16 protein-coding genes are annotated in these 18,965 nt (G+C 61.4%); 9 read left to right on the plus strand and 7 right to left on the minus strand.

The genetic code is table 11. The features are described 5' to 3' along the window. The coding region (bglX, locus tag AC1DVH_RS21020; RefSeq protein ID WP_477755423.1) for a beta-glucosidase BglX at positions 1 to 2,254 on the plus strand (2,254 nt) is incomplete at its 5' end. A 141-nt stretch (positions 2,255 to 2,395) separates the two neighbouring features. On the opposite strand, the gene AC1DVH_RS21025 is transcribed toward bglX, so the two are convergent. The 5 genes from AC1DVH_RS21025 to AC1DVH_RS21045 all read right to left on the minus strand — a co-directional run bounded on the left by AC1DVH_RS21025 (position 2,396) and on the right by AC1DVH_RS21045 (position 6,712). After that, positions 2,396 to 3,553, minus strand: a complete 1,158-nt coding sequence (locus AC1DVH_RS21025; protein WP_477755424.1) for a phospholipase D-like domain-containing protein — start codon at positions 3,551 to 3,553, stop codon at positions 2,396 to 2,398. Between the two features lies 1 nt (position 3,554). Beyond that, positions 3,555 to 4,145: a YceI family protein gene (locus AC1DVH_RS21030; protein WP_477755425.1), complete on the minus strand. Its 591-nt coding sequence runs from the start codon at positions 4,143 to 4,145 to the stop codon at positions 3,555 to 3,557. Between the two features lie 118 nt (positions 4,146 to 4,263). Continuing rightward, a complete protein-coding gene (locus AC1DVH_RS21035; RefSeq protein ID WP_477755426.1) occupies positions 4,264 to 4,587 on the minus strand; it encodes an amidase in 324 nt (107 codons plus the stop codon). Further along, positions 4,584 to 5,678, minus strand: a complete 1,095-nt coding sequence (locus tag AC1DVH_RS21040; protein ID WP_477755427.1) for a serine hydrolase domain-containing protein — start codon at positions 5,676 to 5,678, stop codon at positions 4,584 to 4,586. Before AC1DVH_RS21040 ends, AC1DVH_RS21035 begins: the two co-directional genes overlap by 4 nt. Positions 5,679 to 5,833: 155 nt before the next feature. Next, positions 5,834 to 6,712 (minus strand): acyl-CoA dehydrogenase middle domain-containing protein, encoded by an 879-nt coding sequence (locus AC1DVH_RS21045; protein WP_477755428.1) that lies wholly within the window; start codon positions 6,710 to 6,712, stop codon positions 5,834 to 5,836. 145 nt (positions 6,713 to 6,857) lie between these two features. Here AC1DVH_RS21045 and olsB point away from each other — a divergent pair, with 145 nt between their 5' ends. After that, on the plus strand, positions 6,858 to 7,613 hold the full coding sequence (gene olsB / locus AC1DVH_RS21050; protein WP_477755429.1) for an L-ornithine N(alpha)-acyltransferase: 756 nt from the start codon (positions 6,858 to 6,860) through the stop codon (positions 7,611 to 7,613). After that, positions 7,613 to 8,404, plus strand: coding sequence for a lysophospholipid acyltransferase family protein (locus AC1DVH_RS21055; protein WP_477755430.1), 792 nt, complete (start codon positions 7,613 to 7,615; stop codon positions 8,402 to 8,404). Before olsB ends, AC1DVH_RS21055 begins: the two co-directional genes overlap by 1 nt. Before the next feature lie 123 nt (positions 8,405 to 8,527). Here AC1DVH_RS21055 and AC1DVH_RS21060 read toward each other — a convergent pair whose 3' ends face one another. Then, positions 8,528 to 9,106 (minus strand): acyl carrier protein phosphodiesterase, encoded by a 579-nt coding sequence (locus tag AC1DVH_RS21060; protein WP_477755431.1) that lies wholly within the window; start codon positions 9,104 to 9,106, stop codon positions 8,528 to 8,530. A 170-nt stretch (positions 9,107 to 9,276) separates the two neighbouring features. On the opposite strand from AC1DVH_RS21060, the gene AC1DVH_RS21065 reads away from it, so the two are divergent. From AC1DVH_RS21065 to AC1DVH_RS21075, 3 genes are read left to right on the plus strand one after another with little or no spacing between them, the layout of a single operon-like run. After that, positions 9,277 to 9,579: an ArsR/SmtB family transcription factor gene (locus tag AC1DVH_RS21065; RefSeq protein ID WP_477755432.1), complete on the plus strand. Its 303-nt coding sequence runs from the start codon at positions 9,277 to 9,279 to the stop codon at positions 9,577 to 9,579. Further along, on the plus strand, positions 9,530 to 10,723 hold the full coding sequence (locus AC1DVH_RS21070; RefSeq protein ID WP_477755433.1) for an MFS transporter: 1,194 nt from the start codon (positions 9,530 to 9,532) through the stop codon (positions 10,721 to 10,723). Before AC1DVH_RS21065 ends, AC1DVH_RS21070 begins: the two co-directional genes overlap by 50 nt. Positions 10,724 to 10,752: 29 nt before the next feature. Continuing rightward, positions 10,753 to 11,802, plus strand: a complete 1,050-nt coding sequence (locus tag AC1DVH_RS21075) for an alkene reductase (protein ID WP_477755434.1) — start codon at positions 10,753 to 10,755, stop codon at positions 11,800 to 11,802. Between the two features lie 354 nt (positions 11,803 to 12,156). Here the strand turns inward: AC1DVH_RS21075 and emhR are convergent, their stop codons facing one another. After that, on the minus strand, positions 12,157 to 12,789 hold the full coding sequence (gene emhR / locus AC1DVH_RS21080; RefSeq protein WP_477755435.1) for an efflux system transcriptional repressor EmhR: 633 nt from the start codon (positions 12,787 to 12,789) through the stop codon (positions 12,157 to 12,159). 277 nt (positions 12,790 to 13,066) lie between these two features. On the opposite strand from emhR, the gene AC1DVH_RS21085 reads away from it, so the two are divergent. Genes AC1DVH_RS21085 through emhC form a run of 3 tightly spaced genes read left to right on the plus strand, consistent with a single transcriptional unit; the run spans position 13,067 to position 18,849 of the window. Continuing rightward, positions 13,067 to 14,224, plus strand: a complete 1,158-nt coding sequence (locus AC1DVH_RS21085; RefSeq protein ID WP_477755436.1) for an efflux RND transporter periplasmic adaptor subunit — start codon at positions 13,067 to 13,069, stop codon at positions 14,222 to 14,224. Between the two features lie 3 nt (positions 14,225 to 14,227). Beyond that, entirely contained in the window at positions 14,228 to 17,389 is a 3,162-nt protein-coding gene (gene emhB / locus AC1DVH_RS21090; protein ID WP_477755437.1) for an efflux RND transporter permease subunit EmhB, read from the plus strand. Further along, positions 17,389 to 18,849 (plus strand): efflux RND transporter outer membrane subunit EmhC, encoded by a 1,461-nt coding sequence (gene emhC / locus AC1DVH_RS21095; protein ID WP_477755438.1) that lies wholly within the window; start codon positions 17,389 to 17,391, stop codon positions 18,847 to 18,849. Before emhB ends, emhC begins: the two co-directional genes overlap by 1 nt. Positions 18,850 to 18,965 lie beyond the last annotated feature (116 nt).

Raw genomic sequence — 18,965 nt, forward strand, 5'->3', positions numbered from 1 at the left:
GGCCAGTCATAACGTATTGGCCGCCACGACACCCGCACCCCTGGAGAACAAGGAAGCCTTCGTCAGCAATCTGATGAAGCAAATGACCCTCGATGAAAAAATCGGCCAGTTGCGCCTGATCAGCATCGGCCCGGAAATGCCCCGGGAGCTGATCCGCAAGGAAATCGCGGCGGGCAACATCGGTGGTACGTTCAACTCGATCACCCGCCCGGAAAACCGGCCGATGCAGGACGCGGCCATGCGCAGCCGCCTGAAGATCCCGATGTTCTTCGCCTACGACGTGATCCACGGCCACCGCACCATTTTCCCGATCCCGCTGGCCCTGGCCTCGAGCTGGGACATGGACGCCATTGGCCTGTCCGGGCGCATCGCCGCCAAGGAAGCCGCGGCTGACAGCCTCGACATCACCTTCGCGCCGATGGTCGACATCTCCCGCGACCCGCGTTGGGGCCGTACTTCCGAAGGCTTCGGCGAAGACACCTACCTGGTGTCGCGCATTGCCGGCGTGATGGTCAAGGCGTTCCAGGGCACTGGCGCCAACGCGGCCGACAGCATCATGGCCAGCGTCAAGCACTTCGCCCTGTACGGCGCGGTCGAGGGTGGCCGCGACTACAACATCGTCGACATGAGCCCGGTCAAGATGTACCAGGACTATCTGCCACCGTACCGTGCGGCGATTGACGCCGGTGCCGGCGGAGTGATGGTCGCGCTGAACTCGATCAACGGCGTGCCGGCCACCGCCAACACCTGGCTGATGAACGACCTGCTGCGCAAGGAGTGGGGCTTCAAGGGCCTGGCGGTCAGCGACCACGGGGCGATTTTCGAGCTGATCAAGCACGGCGTTGCCGCCGACGGTCGCGAAGCGGCGAAGCTGGCGATCAAGGCCGGCATCCACATGAGCATGAACGACACCCTGTACGGCAAAGAGCTGCCAGGGCTGCTGAAGTCCGGCGAGATCCAGCAGAGCGACATCGACAATGCCGTGCGTGCGGTACTGGGCGCCAAGTACGACATGGGCCTGTTCAAGGACCCGTACCTGCGCATCGGCAAGGCCGAGGATGACCCGGTCGACACCTACGCCGACAGCCGTCTGCACCGCGCCGAGGCCCGCGATGTGGCGCGTCGCAGCCAGGTGCTGCTGAAAAACCGCAACGAAACCCTGCCACTTAAGAAGACTGCAAAAATCGCCCTGGTCGGTCCGCTGGCCAAGGCGCCCATCGACATGATGGGCAGCTGGGCCGCTGCCGGTAAACCGGCGCAATCGGTGACCCTGTTCGACGGCATGACCAACGCCCTGGGCGCTCAATCGACGCTGATCTACGCTCGTGGCGCCAACATCACCAGTGACAAAAACATCCTCGGCTACCTCAACTTCCTCAACTTCGACGCCCCGGAAGTGGTGGATGACCCTCGCCCGGCGAACGTGCTGATCGACGAAGCAGTGAAAGCGGCCAAGGACGCTGACGTAGTGGTTGCCGCCGTCGGCGAATCCCGTGGCATGTCCCACGAATCGTCGAGCCGCACCGACCTGAACATCCCGGAAAACCAGCGCGAGCTGATTCGCGCATTGAAAGCCACCGGCAAACCGCTGGTGCTGGTGTTGATGAACGGCCGCCCACTGACGATCCTCGAGGAGAGGGAGCAGGCTGACGCGATCCTGGAAACCTGGTTCACCGGCACCGAGGGCGGCAACGCCATCGCCGATGTGCTGTTCGGCGACTACAACCCGTCGGGCAAACTGCCGATCAGTATCGCGCGCTCGGTCGGCCAGATTCCGACCTACTACAACCACCTGACCATTGGCCGGCCGTTCACCCCGGGCAAACCGGGCAACTACACCTCGCAATATTTCGATGACACCACAGGCCCCTTGTACCCGTTCGGTTATGGCCTGAGCTACACCGAGTTCAGCCTGAGCGACATGGCCCTGTCGTCGACCACACTGAACAAGACCGGCAAGCTCGACGCCAGCGTCACAGTGAAGAACACCGGCAAGCGTGACGGCGAAACCGTGGTGCAGTTGTACATCCAGGACGTGGCCGGCTCGATGATCCGCCCGATCAAGGAACTGAAGAACTTCCAGAAAGTGATGATCAAGGCCGGCGAACAGAAGGTCGTGCACTTCACCATCACTGAGGACGAGCTGAAGTTCTACAACACCCAGCTCAAGTACGCGGCGGAGCCGGGCAAGTTCAACGTGCAGATCGGCCTGGATTCCCAGGACGTGACGCAGCAGAGTTTTGAGTTGCTGTAACCGTTCAAACACTGCAAAAACCTGTGGGAGCGAGCTTGCTCGCGATAGCGGACTGACAGTCGACAGAGATGTCGAATGTTAAGCCCTCATCGCGAGCAAGCTCGCTCCCACAGTGGTTTTCAGTGTTCAGAAAATCGGGGGTCAACCCCTTCGATCCAGCAGATTCACCACCACCCGATCCACCCATCCCCACACCCGCTGCTTGATCCGCCGCCACAGTGRCCGGCGCTTCCATTCTTCCAGGCTGACTTGCTGGCTCAGGGCGAAGTCGTGTTCGAAACTCGCTGCCACCGACCGGGTCAACCCGGGGTCCAGCGCTTCCAGATTGGCTTCCAGGTTGAAGCGCAGATTCCAGTGATCGAAGTTGCACGAGCCGATGCTCACCCAGTCATCGATCAAGACCATTTTCAGGTGCAGGAAACACGGCTGGTACTCGAAGATCTTCACCCCGGCCTTGAGCAGTCGCGGGTAGTAACGATGCCCGGCGTAGCGCACGGACGGGTGATCGGTACGGGGCCCGGTCAGCAGCAACCGCACATCGACGCCCCGGGCAGCCGCCCGGCGCAGGGAACGGCGGACTTTCCAGGTCGGCAAAAAGTACGGCGTGGCCAGCCAGATCCGTCGCTGGCCGCTGTTCAGGGCGCGCACCAGCGATTGCAGAATATCCCGGTGCTGGCGGGCGTCGGCATAGGCCACCCGGCCCATGCCCTCGCCCATCGATGGCACCCGAGGCAGGCGCGGCAAGCCGAAATGCGAGGCGGGACGCCAGGCGCGACGATGGCGGTTGGCGATCCACTGGCGGTCGAACAGCAACTGCCAATCGAGCACCAGCGGCCCGGTGATTTCCACCATCACTTCGTGCCATTCGCTGACGTCTTCCCCCGGGGTCCAAAACTCGTCGGTGACACCGGTGCCGCCGACCACTGCCATGCTTTGGTCCACCAGTAACAGCTTGCGGTGATCGCGGTAGAAATTGCCGACCCAGCGCCGCCAGCTCAGGCGATTGTAGAAACGCAGCTCCACCCCGGCGGCCATCAGCCGCCGGCGCAAGGTCAGGGTGAAGGCGAGGCTGCCGTAATCATCGAACAGGCAGCGCACCCGCACCCCACGCTCGGCGGCCTGTACCAGGGCCTGGACCATGGCTTCGGCACAGGCGCCCGCCTCCACCAGATACAACTCCAACTCAACCTGTTCTTCGGCGCGGGCAATCGCCACCAGCATGCGCGGGAAAAACTGCGGACCATCGACCAGCAGTTCGAAGTGGTTGCCTTCACGCCAGGGAAAAATCGCTCCGGCCATGTCAGCGCGCCGTAAAAATCAGCACCGCACCCACCGGCACCGACAGACTGATCGCCGAGAGGCCGGCCATTTTACGCAACGTCTCCAGACCAGGCGTCAGATCGAAATCCTCGGCATTGATCACCAGCGGTTCGAGGGTCACCACCTGGAAGCGCCGGTCATCGAGACGGGTCGCCAGCAGTTCGGCGGGGTATTCGTGTTGTTTGCCGTGCAGGTCCACCATCAGCGGCAGGCGCAACTCCAGCTGTGCGCCGGGAGCAAGATCATTGATCGGGCGCAGATCGATTTTCGTGGTGATCAAGGCGTCGGGAAACCGGTCGATCTGGAACAGTTCCTTGCGCATGCGCTCATCGCGCAACGCAATGCCGCTGTTGATCGACTCCAGCTCGACTTCCACCTGCGCCAGTCCTTCGGGATCGACCTTGCCGTGCAGCACCAGAAAGCGCTGCACTTCGCAGACATTGGCGTTTTTGGTGCTGACGAACGACAGGCGCGAAGACTCGCCATCCAGGTACCAATCGGCACGGGCCGACAACGCAGCACCGGCCAGCAGCAGGAAAGCGAGGGGTTGAAGGGTGGAGCGCTTGAACATAGAGACTCGTGGGGCAGATAAACCTGTGCTGAACCTTAACCGGCCTTCAGCGCATTGCAAGCCATCCGTTACCCCATCGCCACAAAAGCCCTCCTCTCACCCAGGCACTTCATCGCACTCAGGGCTGCAAGCGACAGCCCTGGCGCTCGCCGATCCACACTGCGCTGTTGCTGCGGCCCATGCCGCTGACCGTTACCCGCTTGCCAGCAACATCATCGGTAAAGTCGCTGGCGGGCAGCCACTGTTGCACATAACCGTGGCAGTACTCGGCGTCGTTGTTCATCACGTAGCGGCACGAACAGTATTCCTTGGCGGTGTAGGCGCTGATGATGTCGGGGAACGCCCACAGCGCCACCCGCTCGTGCCAGATCCAGCCGAGCAAGGCGATCAGCAGGATCAACAATAGGGAACTGGCCGGTCGACGGCGAATGAAACCGGTCATGGCTGCACCTTCCCGGCAAAGACCTTGAGCGCGAGTTGGAGCAATTGGTTGTGCCGGTAGCTGCCGTCGCGGTCATCGCCATAGCGGACGATCACCAGGTGTTCGCTGGGGATCACATACATTGCCTGCCCCCAATGACCCAATGCGGCGAAGGTGTCGGCGGGGGCATCGGGCCAGGGTTGTGCCGCGCCCTCGACGGCTCGATTGAGCCACCATTGGCCGCCGGGTACGGCATCGTCTTTGTGTGCGTGATAGTGAGCGAACGGCTCCCGGTTGAACGCCACCCAATCCTTGGGCAGTAGCTGCTTGCCTCCCCAACGACCTTCGCGGGCCATCAACAGACCGACCCGGGCCAGGTCCCGTGCAGTGAGGTAGGCATAGGACGACGCGACGAAAGTGCCCGTGGCATCTGTTTCCCAGATCGCGTGGCGAATGCCCAGCGGTTCGAACAATGCAGTCCACGGAAAGTCGGGATAACGGCCGGGACCGACGATGGTTTTCAGCGCGGCGGACAGCAGGTTGCTGTCACCGCTGGAGTAGCGAAACGCCTGGCCTGGCGCGGCATAAGCATCATGGGCCGCGGTGAACGCGGCCATGTCGTGGTGACCGCGGGTGTAGAGCATGGCCACCACCGAAGACTTCAGCGGTGCGTATTCGTAGTCCTCCTGCCAATCCAGGCCCGAGGCCCAGTGCAGCAGGTCGGCCATGGTCATGTCGGGGTGTGTTTGCAGGGGCGGATAAAACTTCGCCACCGGGTCGCCGAGCTTGAACAAGCCTTCGCCATAGGCCACGCCGAGGATCGTGGCCATCAGGCTCTTGCTGATCGACCAGGTCAGGTGCGGCGTCTCGGCCGTCGTCGGACCGGCGTAGCGTTCGTAGATCAACTGGCCGTCGCGGATCACCAGCAAGGCATCGGTACGAACACCCTGGCGAGTGGTGTCATCGCGGGATGGGAAGGCGTAGGCCTCCAGGGCTTGCAGCGCCGGGCCGGTCGGCGTCGGGGCGGTCGGCCATTGCTCGGCGGGCCAGTTTTCGGCCTGGACCGTGAAGCTGAGCAACAGCAGGAAAATCAGGGGCAAGCCTTTGGGCATGGCGGGGGCTCGGAGATTGAACCTGCTGAGCCTAGTCGAGGTTGATGACAGTTCAGAAATTTGTATTGCCTGAAAGATTGCTATCGCGAGCAGGCTCACTCCTACAGGGGAATGCATTCCAAATGTAGGAGCGAGCCTGTTCGCGATGACGGCCGTCAATACAGCGCCAATGCCTTGGCCAACCGCTTGCCCCTCGCCCCCGCCGCCAACTCCATCACCGCCTGATCCCGCTGCCACATCGTCGCCCACTCTGGAGGCCCTCCAGCCAGCGCCTCATTCACCTCGGCCTTGAGCCCTTCGAACTGCGCAAACAACCCGCCAAGCAACACATGCCCGGCCGGATGGGTCGGTGGCTGACGACTGGTTTCCGCGCACCCGGCCAACAACCCCAGCAACCGCAGTTGCAAGCCTTGTGGCCAATCGCATTCCTGGCCGACGCCATACAACCACGCCGTCATGGCGCTCAGTACGTAGATGTCTTCCAGCGTGCGGAACGGTTTGACGTACGCGTCCCAGCCATCCCCGGCGAGCAATTCGCACAGTGCGTTATCCAGAGACAAGCGGCCATGGCTGATGTCCGGCATCAACGGAATCGGCGCCAGCTTTTCCACCCGCACACCCGGCTCACCACGATAGATCACCGCCAGGCTCAAGCGTGGATCGACGCCGGGCTCCTCGCTGCGGGCCGCCACCAGCAGCCAGTCGGCGGCATTGCCGGCGGTGACGAAATCCTTGCGTCCGCTCAGACGCAAACCGCTCAGTCGGGTTTGCATGTCGGCCGGGCGCAGGCTGCGCTGTTCGGTGGCGCACAGCGCGCCGAGGCTCAGCGGCGCACTCGGCCAGAGCATGCGCAAGGCCGCTTGATACCCCACCAGAAACGCCAGCCCCGGCGTCGCCATCAACCGCCCGCCAAGCACGGCCAATTCGAACGGCGTGACCGCTCCCAACTGCTGCAACAAGGTCGCGAAACCTTCAGCCAGATCCGGGTTGGCGGGCAGGCGATCACGGCGGTTCAACAGGATTTGCCAGGGCATAAGAGGCTCCTTGTGGGCTGTCATATAAGCATCACCAAAGCTTAATGGCGATGACACCGGGGCTACATAGCCTGACTTTGCCAGACAAAGAAAGTCGATTCGCTGTAGCCCAAAGACGGGTGAGCAGCCCGCACGGAGATTCGCCATGACTCAGATCGCCCGCATCAGCGACACCGGCAACGAACGCCGCCTGCAAGCCGAACGCCTGGTGGGCGCCGAGGCATTGCAGGAGGCCCAGGCCTTGCGCTTCAACGTGTTCAGCGGCGAATTCAACGCCAGGCTCAAGGGCGCTGAACTGGGTCTGGACATGGATGACTACGACGTTCACTGCGCCCACATCGGCGTACGTGACTTGAATACCGGACGTCTGGTGGCGACCACCCGTTTGCTCGACCACACCGCTGCCAGCAGCCTGGGCAGGTTTTACAGCGAAGAAGAATTCAGCCTGCACGGCCTGGTGCACCTGCAAGGCCCGATCCTGGAAATCGGTCGCACCTGCGTCGACCCGGCCTACCGTAACGGCGGTACCATCGCCGTGCTCTGGGGTGAACTGGCCGAAGTCCTGAACCAGGGCGGCTACAGCTACCTGATGGGATGCGCGAGCATTCCGATGCAGGATGGCGGCGTGCAGGCCCACGCGATCATGCAGCGTCTGCGCGAACGCTACCTGTGCACCGAACATCTGCGCGCCGAGCCGAAAAACCCGCTGCCAAGCCTGGACATCCCGTCGAACGTGATCGCCGAAATGCCACCGCTGCTCAAGGCCTACATGCGCCTGGGCGCGAAGATCTGCGGCGAGCCATGCTGGGACGAAGACTTCCAGGTCGCCGATGTGTTCATCCTGCTCAAGCGCGACGAACTCTGCCCGCGTTACGCCAAACACTTCAAGGCGGCTGTGTAATGAGCCGGTTGCGGGTGTACGCGCGAATCGCGCGAGTGCTGGTGGTGGTGACGCTGGGCTTGGGCATGGCCAGCGTGTTCGGGGTGTTCGAGCGCCTGAGCCTGGCCCATTCGATGGCGCGTCGTCAGCGCTGGTCGCGGTTTTTCATGGCCCGCCTGAGCAACGCCCTGCCCTTTGACGTGACCGTCCATGGCGAGCTGCCGAAGACACCGATGCTCTGGGTCAGCAACCACGTGTCCTGGACCGACATTCCGCTGCTGGGCATGCTCACGCCACTGTCGTTCCTGTCCAAGGCCGAAGTGCGCACCTGGCCAGTGGCCGGCTGGTTGGCGGCCAAGGCCGGCAGCCTGTTCATCCGCCGTGGCTCGGGTGACAGCCAGTTGATCCGCAAGCAGATGACCCGTCACCTGGAACAAGCCCATCCCTTGCTGATGTTCCCGGAAGGCACCACTACTGATGGCCGCTCGCTGCGTACCTTCCATGGTCGCCTGCTGTCCGCCGCCATCGATTCCGAAGTGGCGATGCAGCCGGTGGCGATTCGTTATGTGCGCGACGGCGAGCCTTGCGCGCTGGCGCCGTTCATTGGCGACGATGATCTGCTCTCGCACTTGATGCGTCTGTTCGCCAACGACCGTGGTGGCGTGGAGATTCATCTGCTCAAGCCAATCGCTTGTGAAGGACGGGAACGCGCGGCGCTGGCGTTCGAGGCGCAGCAGGCGGTGCAGAAGGCGTTGTTTGGTGAAATTGTCGAACCGCAACGAGCACCAATGCGCCCTGCAATTGCAGCGTAAACACACATCCCCTGTGGGAGCGAGCTTGCTCGCGATAGCTATCTCACACTCACATCCATGGTGACTGTAATGGCCTCATCGTCGGAACGCCGCCCGGAGCAAGCTCGCTCCCACATTTGGGTTTTATGTTGTTGAATAGTTCCGGGCAAAATCCTGCAACTGCGGATAGAACAACCGAAAATCCTCGCTCAACGGTTCATACAACCGCCGCAACTCCTGCATCGCCGCCGCCAGTTCCTCCGGCCGGGTCAGGCGCCGCGAGATCCCGCGCAACACCTGCTCCAGTACCTCGAATTCCTGATACGAACCCAACCAGTCATTGGCCACCATGTGCGGCGCTATCTTCGCCAGCCGCTCCGGCAATTGCCGTTCGCTGGAAAGCACCCGGTAAACGTCCGAGATGAACAACGCCAGGGGCCGGTCGGCATACAGTGTCCAGTCCCGGGCCAGGCAATGGTCGAAAAACACGTCGAGCACGATTCCGGCGTAGCGACGACGGGTCAGGGAAAAACGCGACAACGCGACGTCCACCAGCGGATGGCGATCGGTGAACACGTCGATGCTGCGGTGCAGCTGGATGGCCCCCTCGATTTCCGGAGCGAACTGCCCTTGCAGCCGTCCCTTGACGAAATCGCCATACAGACTGCCGAGCAATTGACCTGGACGCTGACCACCGAGGTGAAGATGTGCGAGATAGTTCATGGGCGCAGCTTAGCACCGCCATCTTGTCTTGTTACACTCAACATATCGTTATAACTCGATATACCGAAATGCGAGCTGGTCAGAGCCAAATCATATTTGTATATCGCGAAATACCGATTTAAAGTTCGCCTCATCGCGATATAGCGTTTTAAACATCACGAGCCCACATCATGACCATGAATCTCGACGAAATAATAAAAGCCTTGGCGCACCCGGTACGGCGAGACATCCTGCACTGGCTCAAGGACCCGAGCGTCGAATTCCCCGACCAGTCCCACAGCAACGAGCACGGCGTTTGCGCCGGGCAGATCGATCAACGTTGCGGCCTGTCGCAGTCCACGGTGTCCGCACACCTGGCGACCCTGCAACGCGCCGGCCTGATCAGCAGCCGTAAAGTCGGCCAGTGGCACTTCTTCAAACGTAATGAGGAAACCATCCAGGAATTCCTCAGAACCTTCAGTAAAGAGCTCTGACCCTGTGGGGGCGTTCTCAATTGGTTTTCCAGAGTTCGTCATCATGGGCCTGCTGCCCAACGTGGCGGCTGACCTCGGTGTGTCGATTCCCGGTGCCGGCTGGCTGGTGACGGGTTACGCCCTGGGCGTGGCCATCGGCGCGCCGTTCATGGCGCTGGCCACCGCCAAATTGCCGCGCAAGGCCGCCCTGGTGGCGTTGATGGGCATTTTCATTATTGGCAACCTGCTCTGCGCGGTGGCCGGCGACTACAACGTGCTGATGTTTGCCCGTGTGGTCACCGCCCTGTGTCATGGCGCCTTCTTCGGTATCGGTTCAGTGGTAGCCGCCGGCCTGGTGCCTGCGAACAAACGCGCTTCGGCCGTGGCCCTGATGTTCACCGGCCTGACCCTGGCCAACGTCCTCGGCGTACCGCTGGGCACCGCCCTCGGCCAGGAAGCCGGCTGGCGTTCGACCTTCTGGGCCGTGACCGTGATCGGTGTGATCGCACTGATCGGTCTGATCCGCTTCCTGCCGGCCAAGCGTGATGAAGAAAAACTCGACATGCGCGCCGAACTCGCCGCACTCAAGGGCGGCGGCATCTGGCTGTCCCTGAGCATGACCGCGCTGTTTGCCGCCTCGGTGTTCACCCTGTTCACCTACGTCGCGCCGCTGCTGGGCGAAGTCACCGGCGTCTCGCCCCGTGGCGTGACCTGGACCCTGATGCTCATCGGCCTGGGCCTGACGGTCGGCAACATCATCGGCGGCAAGCTGGCCGACAAAGGCATGGCCGCGACGCTGATCGGCGTGTTCATCACCATGGCCGTGGTGTCCACCGTGCTCACCTGGACCAGCGTCGCGCTGATCCCGACCGAAATCACCCTGTTCCTCTGGGCCACCGCGTGCTTCGCCGCCGTACCGGCGCTGCAAGTGAACGTGGTGACCTTCGGCAACGCCGCACCGAACCTGGTATCGACCCTGAACATCGGCGCTTTCAATATCGGCAACGCCTTGGGTGCCTGGGTCGGCGGCAGCGTGATCGCCCACGGCTTCGGCCTGACCAGCGTGCCGCTCGCGGCAGCGGCACTGGCGGTACTCGCCCTGCTGGTGACCCTGATTACTTTCCGTCGGAGCGGCAATCCCGATCTGGCCCCTGCTACCAACTGATCAACCATTACCTCACGAGGGTGCACTAAATGACGACTATTTTCGATCCGATCAAACTGGGCGACCTCGAGTTGGCCAACCGCATCATCATGGCGCCACTGACCCGCTGCCGCGCCGACGAAGGTCGCGTGCCCAACGCGCTGATGGCCGAGTACTACGTGCAACGTGCCTCCGCCGGGCTGATCCTCAGCGAAGCCACTTCGGTGACGCCGATGGGCGTCGGCTACCCGGACACCCCGGGCATCTGGTCCAACGATCAGGTACGTGGCTGGTCCAACGTGACCAAGGCTATCCATGGCGCGGGCGGCAAGATCTTCCTGCAACTGTGGCACGTGGGTCGCATTTCCCACGGTTTGTACCTGAACGGTGAAGCCCCGGTCGCCCCGAGCGCCATCCAGCCAAAGGGCCACGTCAACCTGGTTCGTCCGTTGGCCGACTTCCCTGTGCCGCGCGCCCTGGAAACCGCTGAAATCGCCGACATCGTCGACGCTTACCGCGTCGGTGCCGAGAACGCCAAGGCGGCCGGCTTCGACGGTGTGGAAATCCATGCCGCCAACGGTTACCTGCTCGACCAGTTTCTGCAAAGCAGCACCAACCAGCGCACCGACAACTACGGCGGCTCCCTGGAAAACCGTGCCCGCCTGCTGCTGGAAGTGACTGACGCGGCGATCGAAATCTGGGGTGCCGGCCGTGTGGGCGTACACCTGTCGCCACGCGCCGACATGCATGACATGGGCGACGACAACCTGGCCGAAACCTTCACCTACGTCGCTCGCGAACTGGGCAAGCGTGGCATCGCCTTCATCTGCTCGCGCGAGAAAGAAGGTGCCGACAGCCTCGGCCCTCAACTCAAGGAAGCGTTCGGCGGCCCATACATTGCCAACGAGCGTTTCACCAAGGACAGCGCCAACACGTTGCTCGCCAGCGGCAAGGCCGATGCAGTCGCCTTCGGCGTACCTTTCATTGCCAACCCTGACCTGCCAGCGCGTTTGCAGGCTGACGCGCCGCTGAACGACGTGCGTCCGGAACTGTTCTACACCAAGGGCCCGGCCGGTTACATCGACTACCCGACGCTGTAATCAGCAACTGTTGAAACGCAAAAGCCCCGACTCGAAAGAGCCGGGGCTTTTTAATATGTGACGGTTTGACACTTTCCCCTGTGGGAGCGAGCTTGCTCGCGATRGCGGTGTAACCATCAACGAAGACGTCGACTGACACACCGCYATCGCGAGCAAGCTCGCTCCCACAGGGGCCGCGATCATCGGCAGGTGCTCACAGACTCGACACAAATTCCCTACAAATTACTGAGCTTGCTACCTGTCAACCTGCCGAGTGTAAGTATATAAAGCACCCCATTGTCGAAGGGCGGGTGAAGAACTGTTCATCTGCAGCCTCAACGGTTGACACACAAGGCGCTAATTACGCATTTTGCTTTATTTACGCAGGCTGGGGCTCAAGCGCAGCATATCCAGCCCGGTATCGACCCAACGCTCGGCTTCGGTGTGCAATTCAAAACTGTCGGGGGCCAGCAGCCACTGGTACAGGATGCCATCAATATAAGCATGCAAGCTGATCGCGGCGCGGGCGGTGTCGAGGTTTTCCGGCAACTGGCCACGATTCACTGCATTACTCAGGGCCAGGCCGATCCGCACATTGCATTCGAGGCTGGCTGACACGCGCTGCTGGCGCAGGTCGCACATTTCATCGGTGAATTCGCACTTATGATAAAGAATCTCATTGATGCGGCGGGTTTTCGGGTCCAGCGCAATTTGATGAAACAAATGAATCAACAGTTTGCGCATGCAGCCCAGGGGATCCAGTTCGTCTTCGCTTTCGCTGGCCTTGGCCATTTCTTCCAGCGGCTCATGCAAGGTGTCGAGCATGGCCTGCACCAGATCCGCCTTGTTGCTGAAATGCCAGTAAATGGCCCCTCGAGTGACGCCGGCCAGGGTCGCGATGTCCGCCAGGGTCGTGCGCGCCACGCCTCGCTCGAAAAAGGCCTTTTCGGCCGCCACGAGAATTTGCGCGCGGGTTTCCTGAGCTTCCTCTTTGGTACGACGGACCATGGCAGTACAACCTCAATCAGGGTGCTTCAGCGATGTCTGAATATCAGCTGAATAAAAGTGGGGCGAACGTTCTGGGGGTTCGTCCCCGGCCTACAATTCCAACCTTTCAACGGCTTGTGTAACGGCTTGAGTAACGACGTTGATACGCAGCCTGGGTATTTACAAACAGCCATGTACGTAAGTATATTCATTAGCAAGCTACTTATCCACTCTGCAAACATTTTTCAACCTTCCACCTTTCTAGTGCGCTCCTTGCGCGCCTGACCCGAGGATTTTCATGCAATTCRAGCCAGCTGTTACCGCTCTGGTCGCCGCCGTCGCCTTGGCATCGCTGCTCAGCGGATGCAAAAAGGAAGAGGCAGCACCGGCCGCCCCACCGCCTCAGGTCGGCGTCGTGACTCTGCAACCGCAAGCTTTCACCCTGACATCCGATCTGCCCGGCCGTACCAGTGCGTTCCGCATTGCCGAAGTCCGCCCGCAGGTCAACGGCATCATTCTCAAGCGCCAGTTCAAGGAAGGCAGTGACGTCAAGGCCGGCCAGCAGCTCTATCAGATCGACCCGTCGATCTATGAAGCAACGCTTGCCAGCGCCGAAGCCAACCTGCGTTCGACCAAATCGATTTCCGACCGCTACAAGCAACTGGTCGACGAGCAAGCCGTAAGCCGTCAGGAATACGACACCGCCGTGGCCAACCGCCTGCAATCGGAAGCCGCGCTGCAAACGGCACAGATCAACGTGCGCTACACCAAGGTCTATGCCCCGCTGACCGGCCGAATCGGCCGTTCCTCGGTGACTGAAGGCGCGCTGGTCAGCAATGCCCAGGTCGATGCGATGGCGGTGATTCAGCAGATCGACCCGATCTACGTCGACGTGACGCAGTCCTCGGTCGAACTGTTGAAACTGCGCCGTGAGCTGGAAAGCGGTCGCCTGCAAAAGGCTGGCGATAACACAGCCTCGGTCAAGTTGACCCTCGAAGACGGCAGCGAATACAAGCTGGACGGCAAGCTGGAGTTCTCCGAAATCTCGGTTGACCAGACCACCGGTTCCGTCACCCTGCGCGCGATTTTCCCGAACCCTGACCACACCCTTCTGCCTGGCATGTTCGTGCACGCCAAGTTGCTGGCCGGTGTGAACAGCGCGGCGATCCTGGCCCCGCAGCAAGGCGTGACCCGCGACCTCAAGGGTACCCCGACCGCACTGGTTGTCGGCCCGGACAACAAGGTCGAACTGCGTCACCTCAAGGCCAACCGCACCGTCGGTAACCAATGGCTGATCGAAGACGGCCTGAAGGCCGGCGATCGACTGATCACCGAAGGTCTGCAATTCGTCAAACCCGGCATCGAAGTCAAGGCCAGTGAAGCGACCAACGTAGCCGCAAAGAACCCGGCCCCCGCCCAGGCAGCTAATACAGCGTCTGGCGGTAAAGGGGAGTAAACCATGTCGAAATTTTTTATCGACCGTCCGATTTTCGCCTGGGTAATTGCCCTGGTGATCATGTTGGTCGGGGCTCTATCGATCCTCAAACTGCCGATCAACCAATACCCGAGCATTGCGCCGCCAGCGATCGCCATCTCCGTGGCCTACCCGGGTGCTTCGGCACAGACCGTACAGGACACCGTGGTGCAGGTGATCGAACAACAGCTCAATGGTATCGACCACCTGCGTTATGTCTCGTCGGAAAGTAACTCCGACGGCACCATGACCATTACCGCGACCTTCGAGCAAGGCACCAACTCCGATACCGCGCAGGTTCAGGTGCAGAACAAGCTGAACCTGGCTACCCCACTGCTGCCGCAAGAAGTGCAGCAGCAAGGTATCCGCGTCACCAAGGCGGTGAAGAACTTCCTGTTGGTGATCGGCGTGGTGTCGCGTGACGGCAGCATGACCAAGGACGACCTGTCCAACTACATCGTGTCGAACATGCAGGACCCGATCTCGCGGACCGCCGGTGTCGGTGACTTCCAGGTGTTCGGTTCCCAGTACGCCATGCGGATTTGGCTCGATCCGGCCAAGTTGAACAAATTCAACCTGACCCCTATCGACGCCAAGACCGCCATCGCTGCGCAGAACGTCCAGGTGTCGTCCGGCCAGCTCGGCGGCCTGCCGGCCCTGCCCGGCACCCAGTTGAACGCGACGATCATCGGCAAGACCCGTCTGCAGACCGCGGAGCAATTCGACAAGATCCTGCTCAAGGTCAACAAGGACGGTTCCCAGGTTCGCCTCAAAGATGTCGCCGAAGTCGGTTTGGGGGGTGAGAACTACAGCATTAACGCCCAGTTCAACGGTGCCCCGGCATCCGGCCTGGCGGTGAAACTGGCTACCGGTGCCAACGCTCTCGATACGGCCAAAGCCCTGCGCGCGACCATCGACAACCTCAAGCCGTTCTTCCCGCAAGGGATGGAAGTGGTGTTCCCGTATGACACTACTCCGGTGGTGACCGAATCGATCAAAGGCGTGGTTCACACCCTGGTCGAAGCGGTCGCACTGGTGTTCCTGGTGATGTTCCTGTTCCTGCAGAACTTCCGTGCCACCATCATCACCACGATGACCGTGCCGGTGGTATTGCTCGGTACGTTCGGGATCCTCGCGGCAGCCGGTTTCAGCATCAACACCCTGACCATGTTCGGTATGGTGCTGGCCATCGGCTTGCTGGTGGACGACGCCATCGTCGTGGTGGAAAACGTCGAACGGGTGATGAGCGAAGAAGGCCTGTCACCCAAGGAAGCCACCAAGAAATCCATGGGCCAGATCCAGGGCGCACTGGTGGGTATTGCCCTGGTGCTGTCGGCGGTGCTGCTGCCGATGGCGTTCTTCAGCGGCTCCACCGGTGTGATCTACAAGCAGTTCTCGATCACCATCGTCTCGGCCATGGCCCTGTCGGTACTGGTTGCACTGATCTTCACCCCGGCGCTCTGCGCGACCATGCTCAAGCCGATTCCGAAAGGCGAGCACGGCACCCCGAAACGCGGTTTCTTCGGCTGGTTCAACCGCAACTTCGACCGCGGCGTCAGAAGCTACGAGCGTGGCGTGGGCAATATGCTCGCGCAAAAGGCCCCGTACCTGCTGGCCTACCTGATCATCGTCGTCGGCATGATCTGGCTGTTCACCCGTATTCCAACGGCGTTCCTGCCGGAAGAAGACCAGGGCGTACTGTTTGCCCAGGTGCAGACCCCGGCCGGTTCCAGTGCCCAGCGCACCCAGGTGGTCGTGGACGAGATGCGGGAATTCCTGCTGCGTCCGGGCAAGGATGGCGGTGAAGGCGATGCGGTGAACTCGGTGTTTACCGTAACCGGCTTCAACTTCGCCGGCCGTGGCCAGAGTTCGGGTATGGCGTTCATCATGCTCCGGCCGTGGGACGAGCGTAACGCCGACAACAACGTGTTCAAGGTAGCGGCCCGTGCCCAACAGCACTTCTTCACCTTCCGTGACGCCATGGTGTTCGCCTTCGCGCCACCGGCGGTACTGGAGTTGGGTAACGCCACCGGTTTCGACGTGTTCCTGCAGGACCGCGCCGGCATCGGCCACGACAAACTGATGGCTGCACGTAACCAGTTCCTCGGCATGGCGGCGCAAAGCAAGATTCTGACTCAGGTGCGTCCGAACGGCCTGAACGACGAACCGCAATACCAACTGGAAATCGATGACGAGAAGGCCAGTGCCCTGGGCATTACCATCGCCGATATCAACAACACTCTGTCGATTGCCCTGGGCAGTAGCTACGTCAACGACTTCATCGACCGCGGTCGCGTGAAGAAGGTTTACGTGCAAGGCCAGCCAGGCGCTCGAATGAACCCTGAAGACCTGCAGAAGTGGTACGTGCGCAATAGCAGCGGCACCATGGTTCCGTTCTCGGCGTTCGCCAAGGGCGAGTGGATTTACGGTTCGCCGAAACTGGCCCGCTACAACGGCGTGGAAGCGATGGAAGTCCTCGGAGCCCCGGCGCCTGGCTATTCCACCGGTGAAGCCATGGCCGAAGTCGAAGCCATCGCGCAGAAGCTACCGGCGGGTGTCGGTATTTCCTGGACCGGTCTGTCGTACGAAGAACGTCTGTCCGGTTCGCAAGCACCCGCGCTGTACGCCCTGTCGCTGCTGATGGTGTTCTTGTGTCTGGCGGCGTTGTATGAGAGCTGGTCGATTCCGATCGCGGTGATGTTGGTGGTGCCGCTGGGGATCATCGGTGCACTGATGGCCACCAGCCTGCGCGGTTTGTCCAACGACGTGTACTTCCAGGTAGGTCTGTTGACGACTATCGGTCTGGCGGCGAAAAACGCCATTCTGATTGTCGAATTTGCCAAGGAACTGCACGAACAAGGGCGTAGCCTGCGCGATGCGGCAATTGAAGCCAGTCGCATGCGTCTGCGACCGATCATCATGACCTCGCTCGCCTTCGTTCTGGGTGTGGTACCACTGGCGATATCCACCGGCGCGGGTTCCGGTAGCCAGCATGCAATCGGCACCGGTGTGATCGGCGGTATGATCACGGCCACTGTGCTGGCGATTTTCTGGGTCCCACTGTTCTTCGTCACCGTGTCGTCCATAGGCCAGCGCAAAATCGCCGACCAGGATGACGCCACTGAAACTCCTCAAGAGGCTGGCTAATGAGCAAGTCGCTACTCTCCCTGGCAGTCGCCGCCTTCGTGCTCGGTGGCTGCTCGCTGATACCTGATTATCAGCAGCCCGAAGCGCCGGTGGCGGGCCAATACCCGCAGGGCCCGGCGTACTCGCCGGCCCAGGCACCGGCGCAAGCGGCTGCCGAGCAAGGCTGGAAGCAGTTTTTCCATGACCCGGCGCTGCAACAGCTGATCCAGGTGGCCCTGGAAAACAACCGTGACCTGCGTGTCGCGGCCCTGAACATCGACGCGTTTGCGGCTCAATACCGCATCTCCCGTGCCGATCTGTTCCCGGCCGTCTCGGCCAACGGCACCGGCAGCCGTCAGCGGGTTCCGGAAAACTCCTCGCAAACAGGTCAGTCGGGCATCGTCAGTTCCTACTCGGCCACGGTCGGGGTCAGCGCCTATGAACTCGACCTGTTCGGTCGGGTTCGCAGCCTGAACGAAGAGGCGCTGCAGAAGTACTTCGCCACTGAAGAAGGCCGCCGCAGTACGCAGATCAGCCTGGTGGCCAGCGTGGCCAATGCCTACCTGACCTGGCAGGCCGACAAGGAGTTGTACAAGCTGACCCAGGACACCCTGGCCGCCTTCGAGGAGAGCTACAAGCTCACCGCCCGCAGCAACGAAGTCGGGGTCGCCTCGGCCCTGGACCTGGCGCAGTCGCGCACCTCGGTGGAAAACGCCCGTGCGCAACTGGCCAAGTACACCCGTCAGGTCGCCCAGGACGAGAACATCCTGGTGCTGCTGCTCGGTACCGGTATCCCGGCCAACCTGCAAGCGGCCAAACCGCTTGACGACGATCTGCTGAGCGACGTTCCGCCCGGCCTGCCGTCGGACCTGCTGCATCGTCGTCCGGACATCCTTCAGGCCGAGTACAACCTGAAGGCCGCCAACGCCAACATCGGCGCGGCGCGGGCTGCGTTCTTCCCGAGCATCAGCCTCACGGCCAATGCCGGCACYYTGAGCCCGGACCTSTCCGGCCTGTTCAAGGGTGGTTCAGGCACGTGGCTGTTCCAGCCGCAGATCAACCTGCCGATCTTCAACGCCGGCTCCCTGAGCGCCAGCCTGGATTACTCGAAAATCCAGAAAGACATTGGCGTGGCGAACTACGAGAAGTCCATTCAAACGGCCTTCCAGGAAGTTGCCGACGGCCTGGCCGCCCGCCAGACCTACGTCCAGCAGTTGCAGGCACAGAAAGATTTCGTCAGTGCCAACCAGCAATACTACCGCCTGGCCGAGCGTCGTTACCGCATCGGTGTCGACAGCAACCTGACCTTCCTCGATGCCCAGCGTCAGCTGTTCAGTGCACAACAGGTGCTGATCACCGACCGTCTGGCGCAGCTGGTCAGCCAGGTCAATCTGTACAAGGCACTGGGTGGTGGCTGGAACGAACAGACGGCAAAGAACGAGCCGTTGAAAGAAGAAGCGCCGAAGATGAAGTATTTCTGATAGCGCTGTGAAAACAAGGAGCCCACCGATTGGTGGGCTTTTTGTTTGCCAAGAAAAAGCCAAGATCAAAAGATCGCAGCCTTCGGCAGCTCCTACAGAAGAATGCGGTCCCCTGT

The organism is Pseudomonas sp. P4_C3 (genome assembly GCF_056402075.1).

Excerpts from the sequence above, each read along its gene's own strand:
- emhR (WP_477755435.1), bottom strand. The coding sequence starts at position 12,789 with ATGGTCCGTCGTACCAAAGAGGAAGCTCAGGAAACCCGCGCGCAAATT.
- AC1DVH_RS21075 (WP_477755434.1), top strand. The coding sequence starts at position 10,753 with ATGACGACTATTTTCGATCCGATCAAACTGGGCGACCTCGAGTTGGCC.
- AC1DVH_RS21035 (WP_477755426.1), bottom strand. The coding sequence starts at position 4,587 with ATGACCGGTTTCATTCGCCGTCGACCGGCCAGTTCCCTATTGTTGATC.
- AC1DVH_RS21040 (WP_477755427.1), bottom strand. The coding sequence starts at position 5,678 with ATGCCCAAAGGCTTGCCCCTGATTTTCCTGCTGTTGCTCAGCTTCACG.
- emhB (WP_477755437.1), top strand. The coding sequence starts at position 14,228 with ATGTCGAAATTTTTTATCGACCGTCCGATTTTCGCCTGGGTAATTGCC.
- olsB (WP_477755429.1), top strand. The coding sequence starts at position 6,858 with ATGACTCAGATCGCCCGCATCAGCGACACCGGCAACGAACGCCGCCTG.
- AC1DVH_RS21070 (WP_477755433.1), top strand. The coding sequence starts at position 9,530 with ATGAGGAAACCATCCAGGAATTCCTCAGAACCTTCAGTAAAGAGCTCT.
- AC1DVH_RS21065 (WP_477755432.1), top strand. The coding sequence starts at position 9,277 with ATGACCATGAATCTCGACGAAATAATAAAAGCCTTGGCGCACCCGGTA.
- AC1DVH_RS21030 (WP_477755425.1), bottom strand. The coding sequence starts at position 4,145 with ATGTTCAAGCGCTCCACCCTTCAACCCCTCGCTTTCCTGCTGCTGGCC.
- AC1DVH_RS21045 (WP_477755428.1), bottom strand. The coding sequence starts at position 6,712 with ATGCCCTGGCAAATCCTGTTGAACCGCCGTGATCGCCTGCCCGCCAAC.
- AC1DVH_RS21055 (WP_477755430.1), top strand. The coding sequence starts at position 7,613 with ATGAGCCGGTTGCGGGTGTACGCGCGAATCGCGCGAGTGCTGGTGGTG.
- AC1DVH_RS21060 (WP_477755431.1), bottom strand. The coding sequence starts at position 9,106 with ATGAACTATCTCGCACATCTTCACCTCGGTGGTCAGCGTCCAGGTCAA.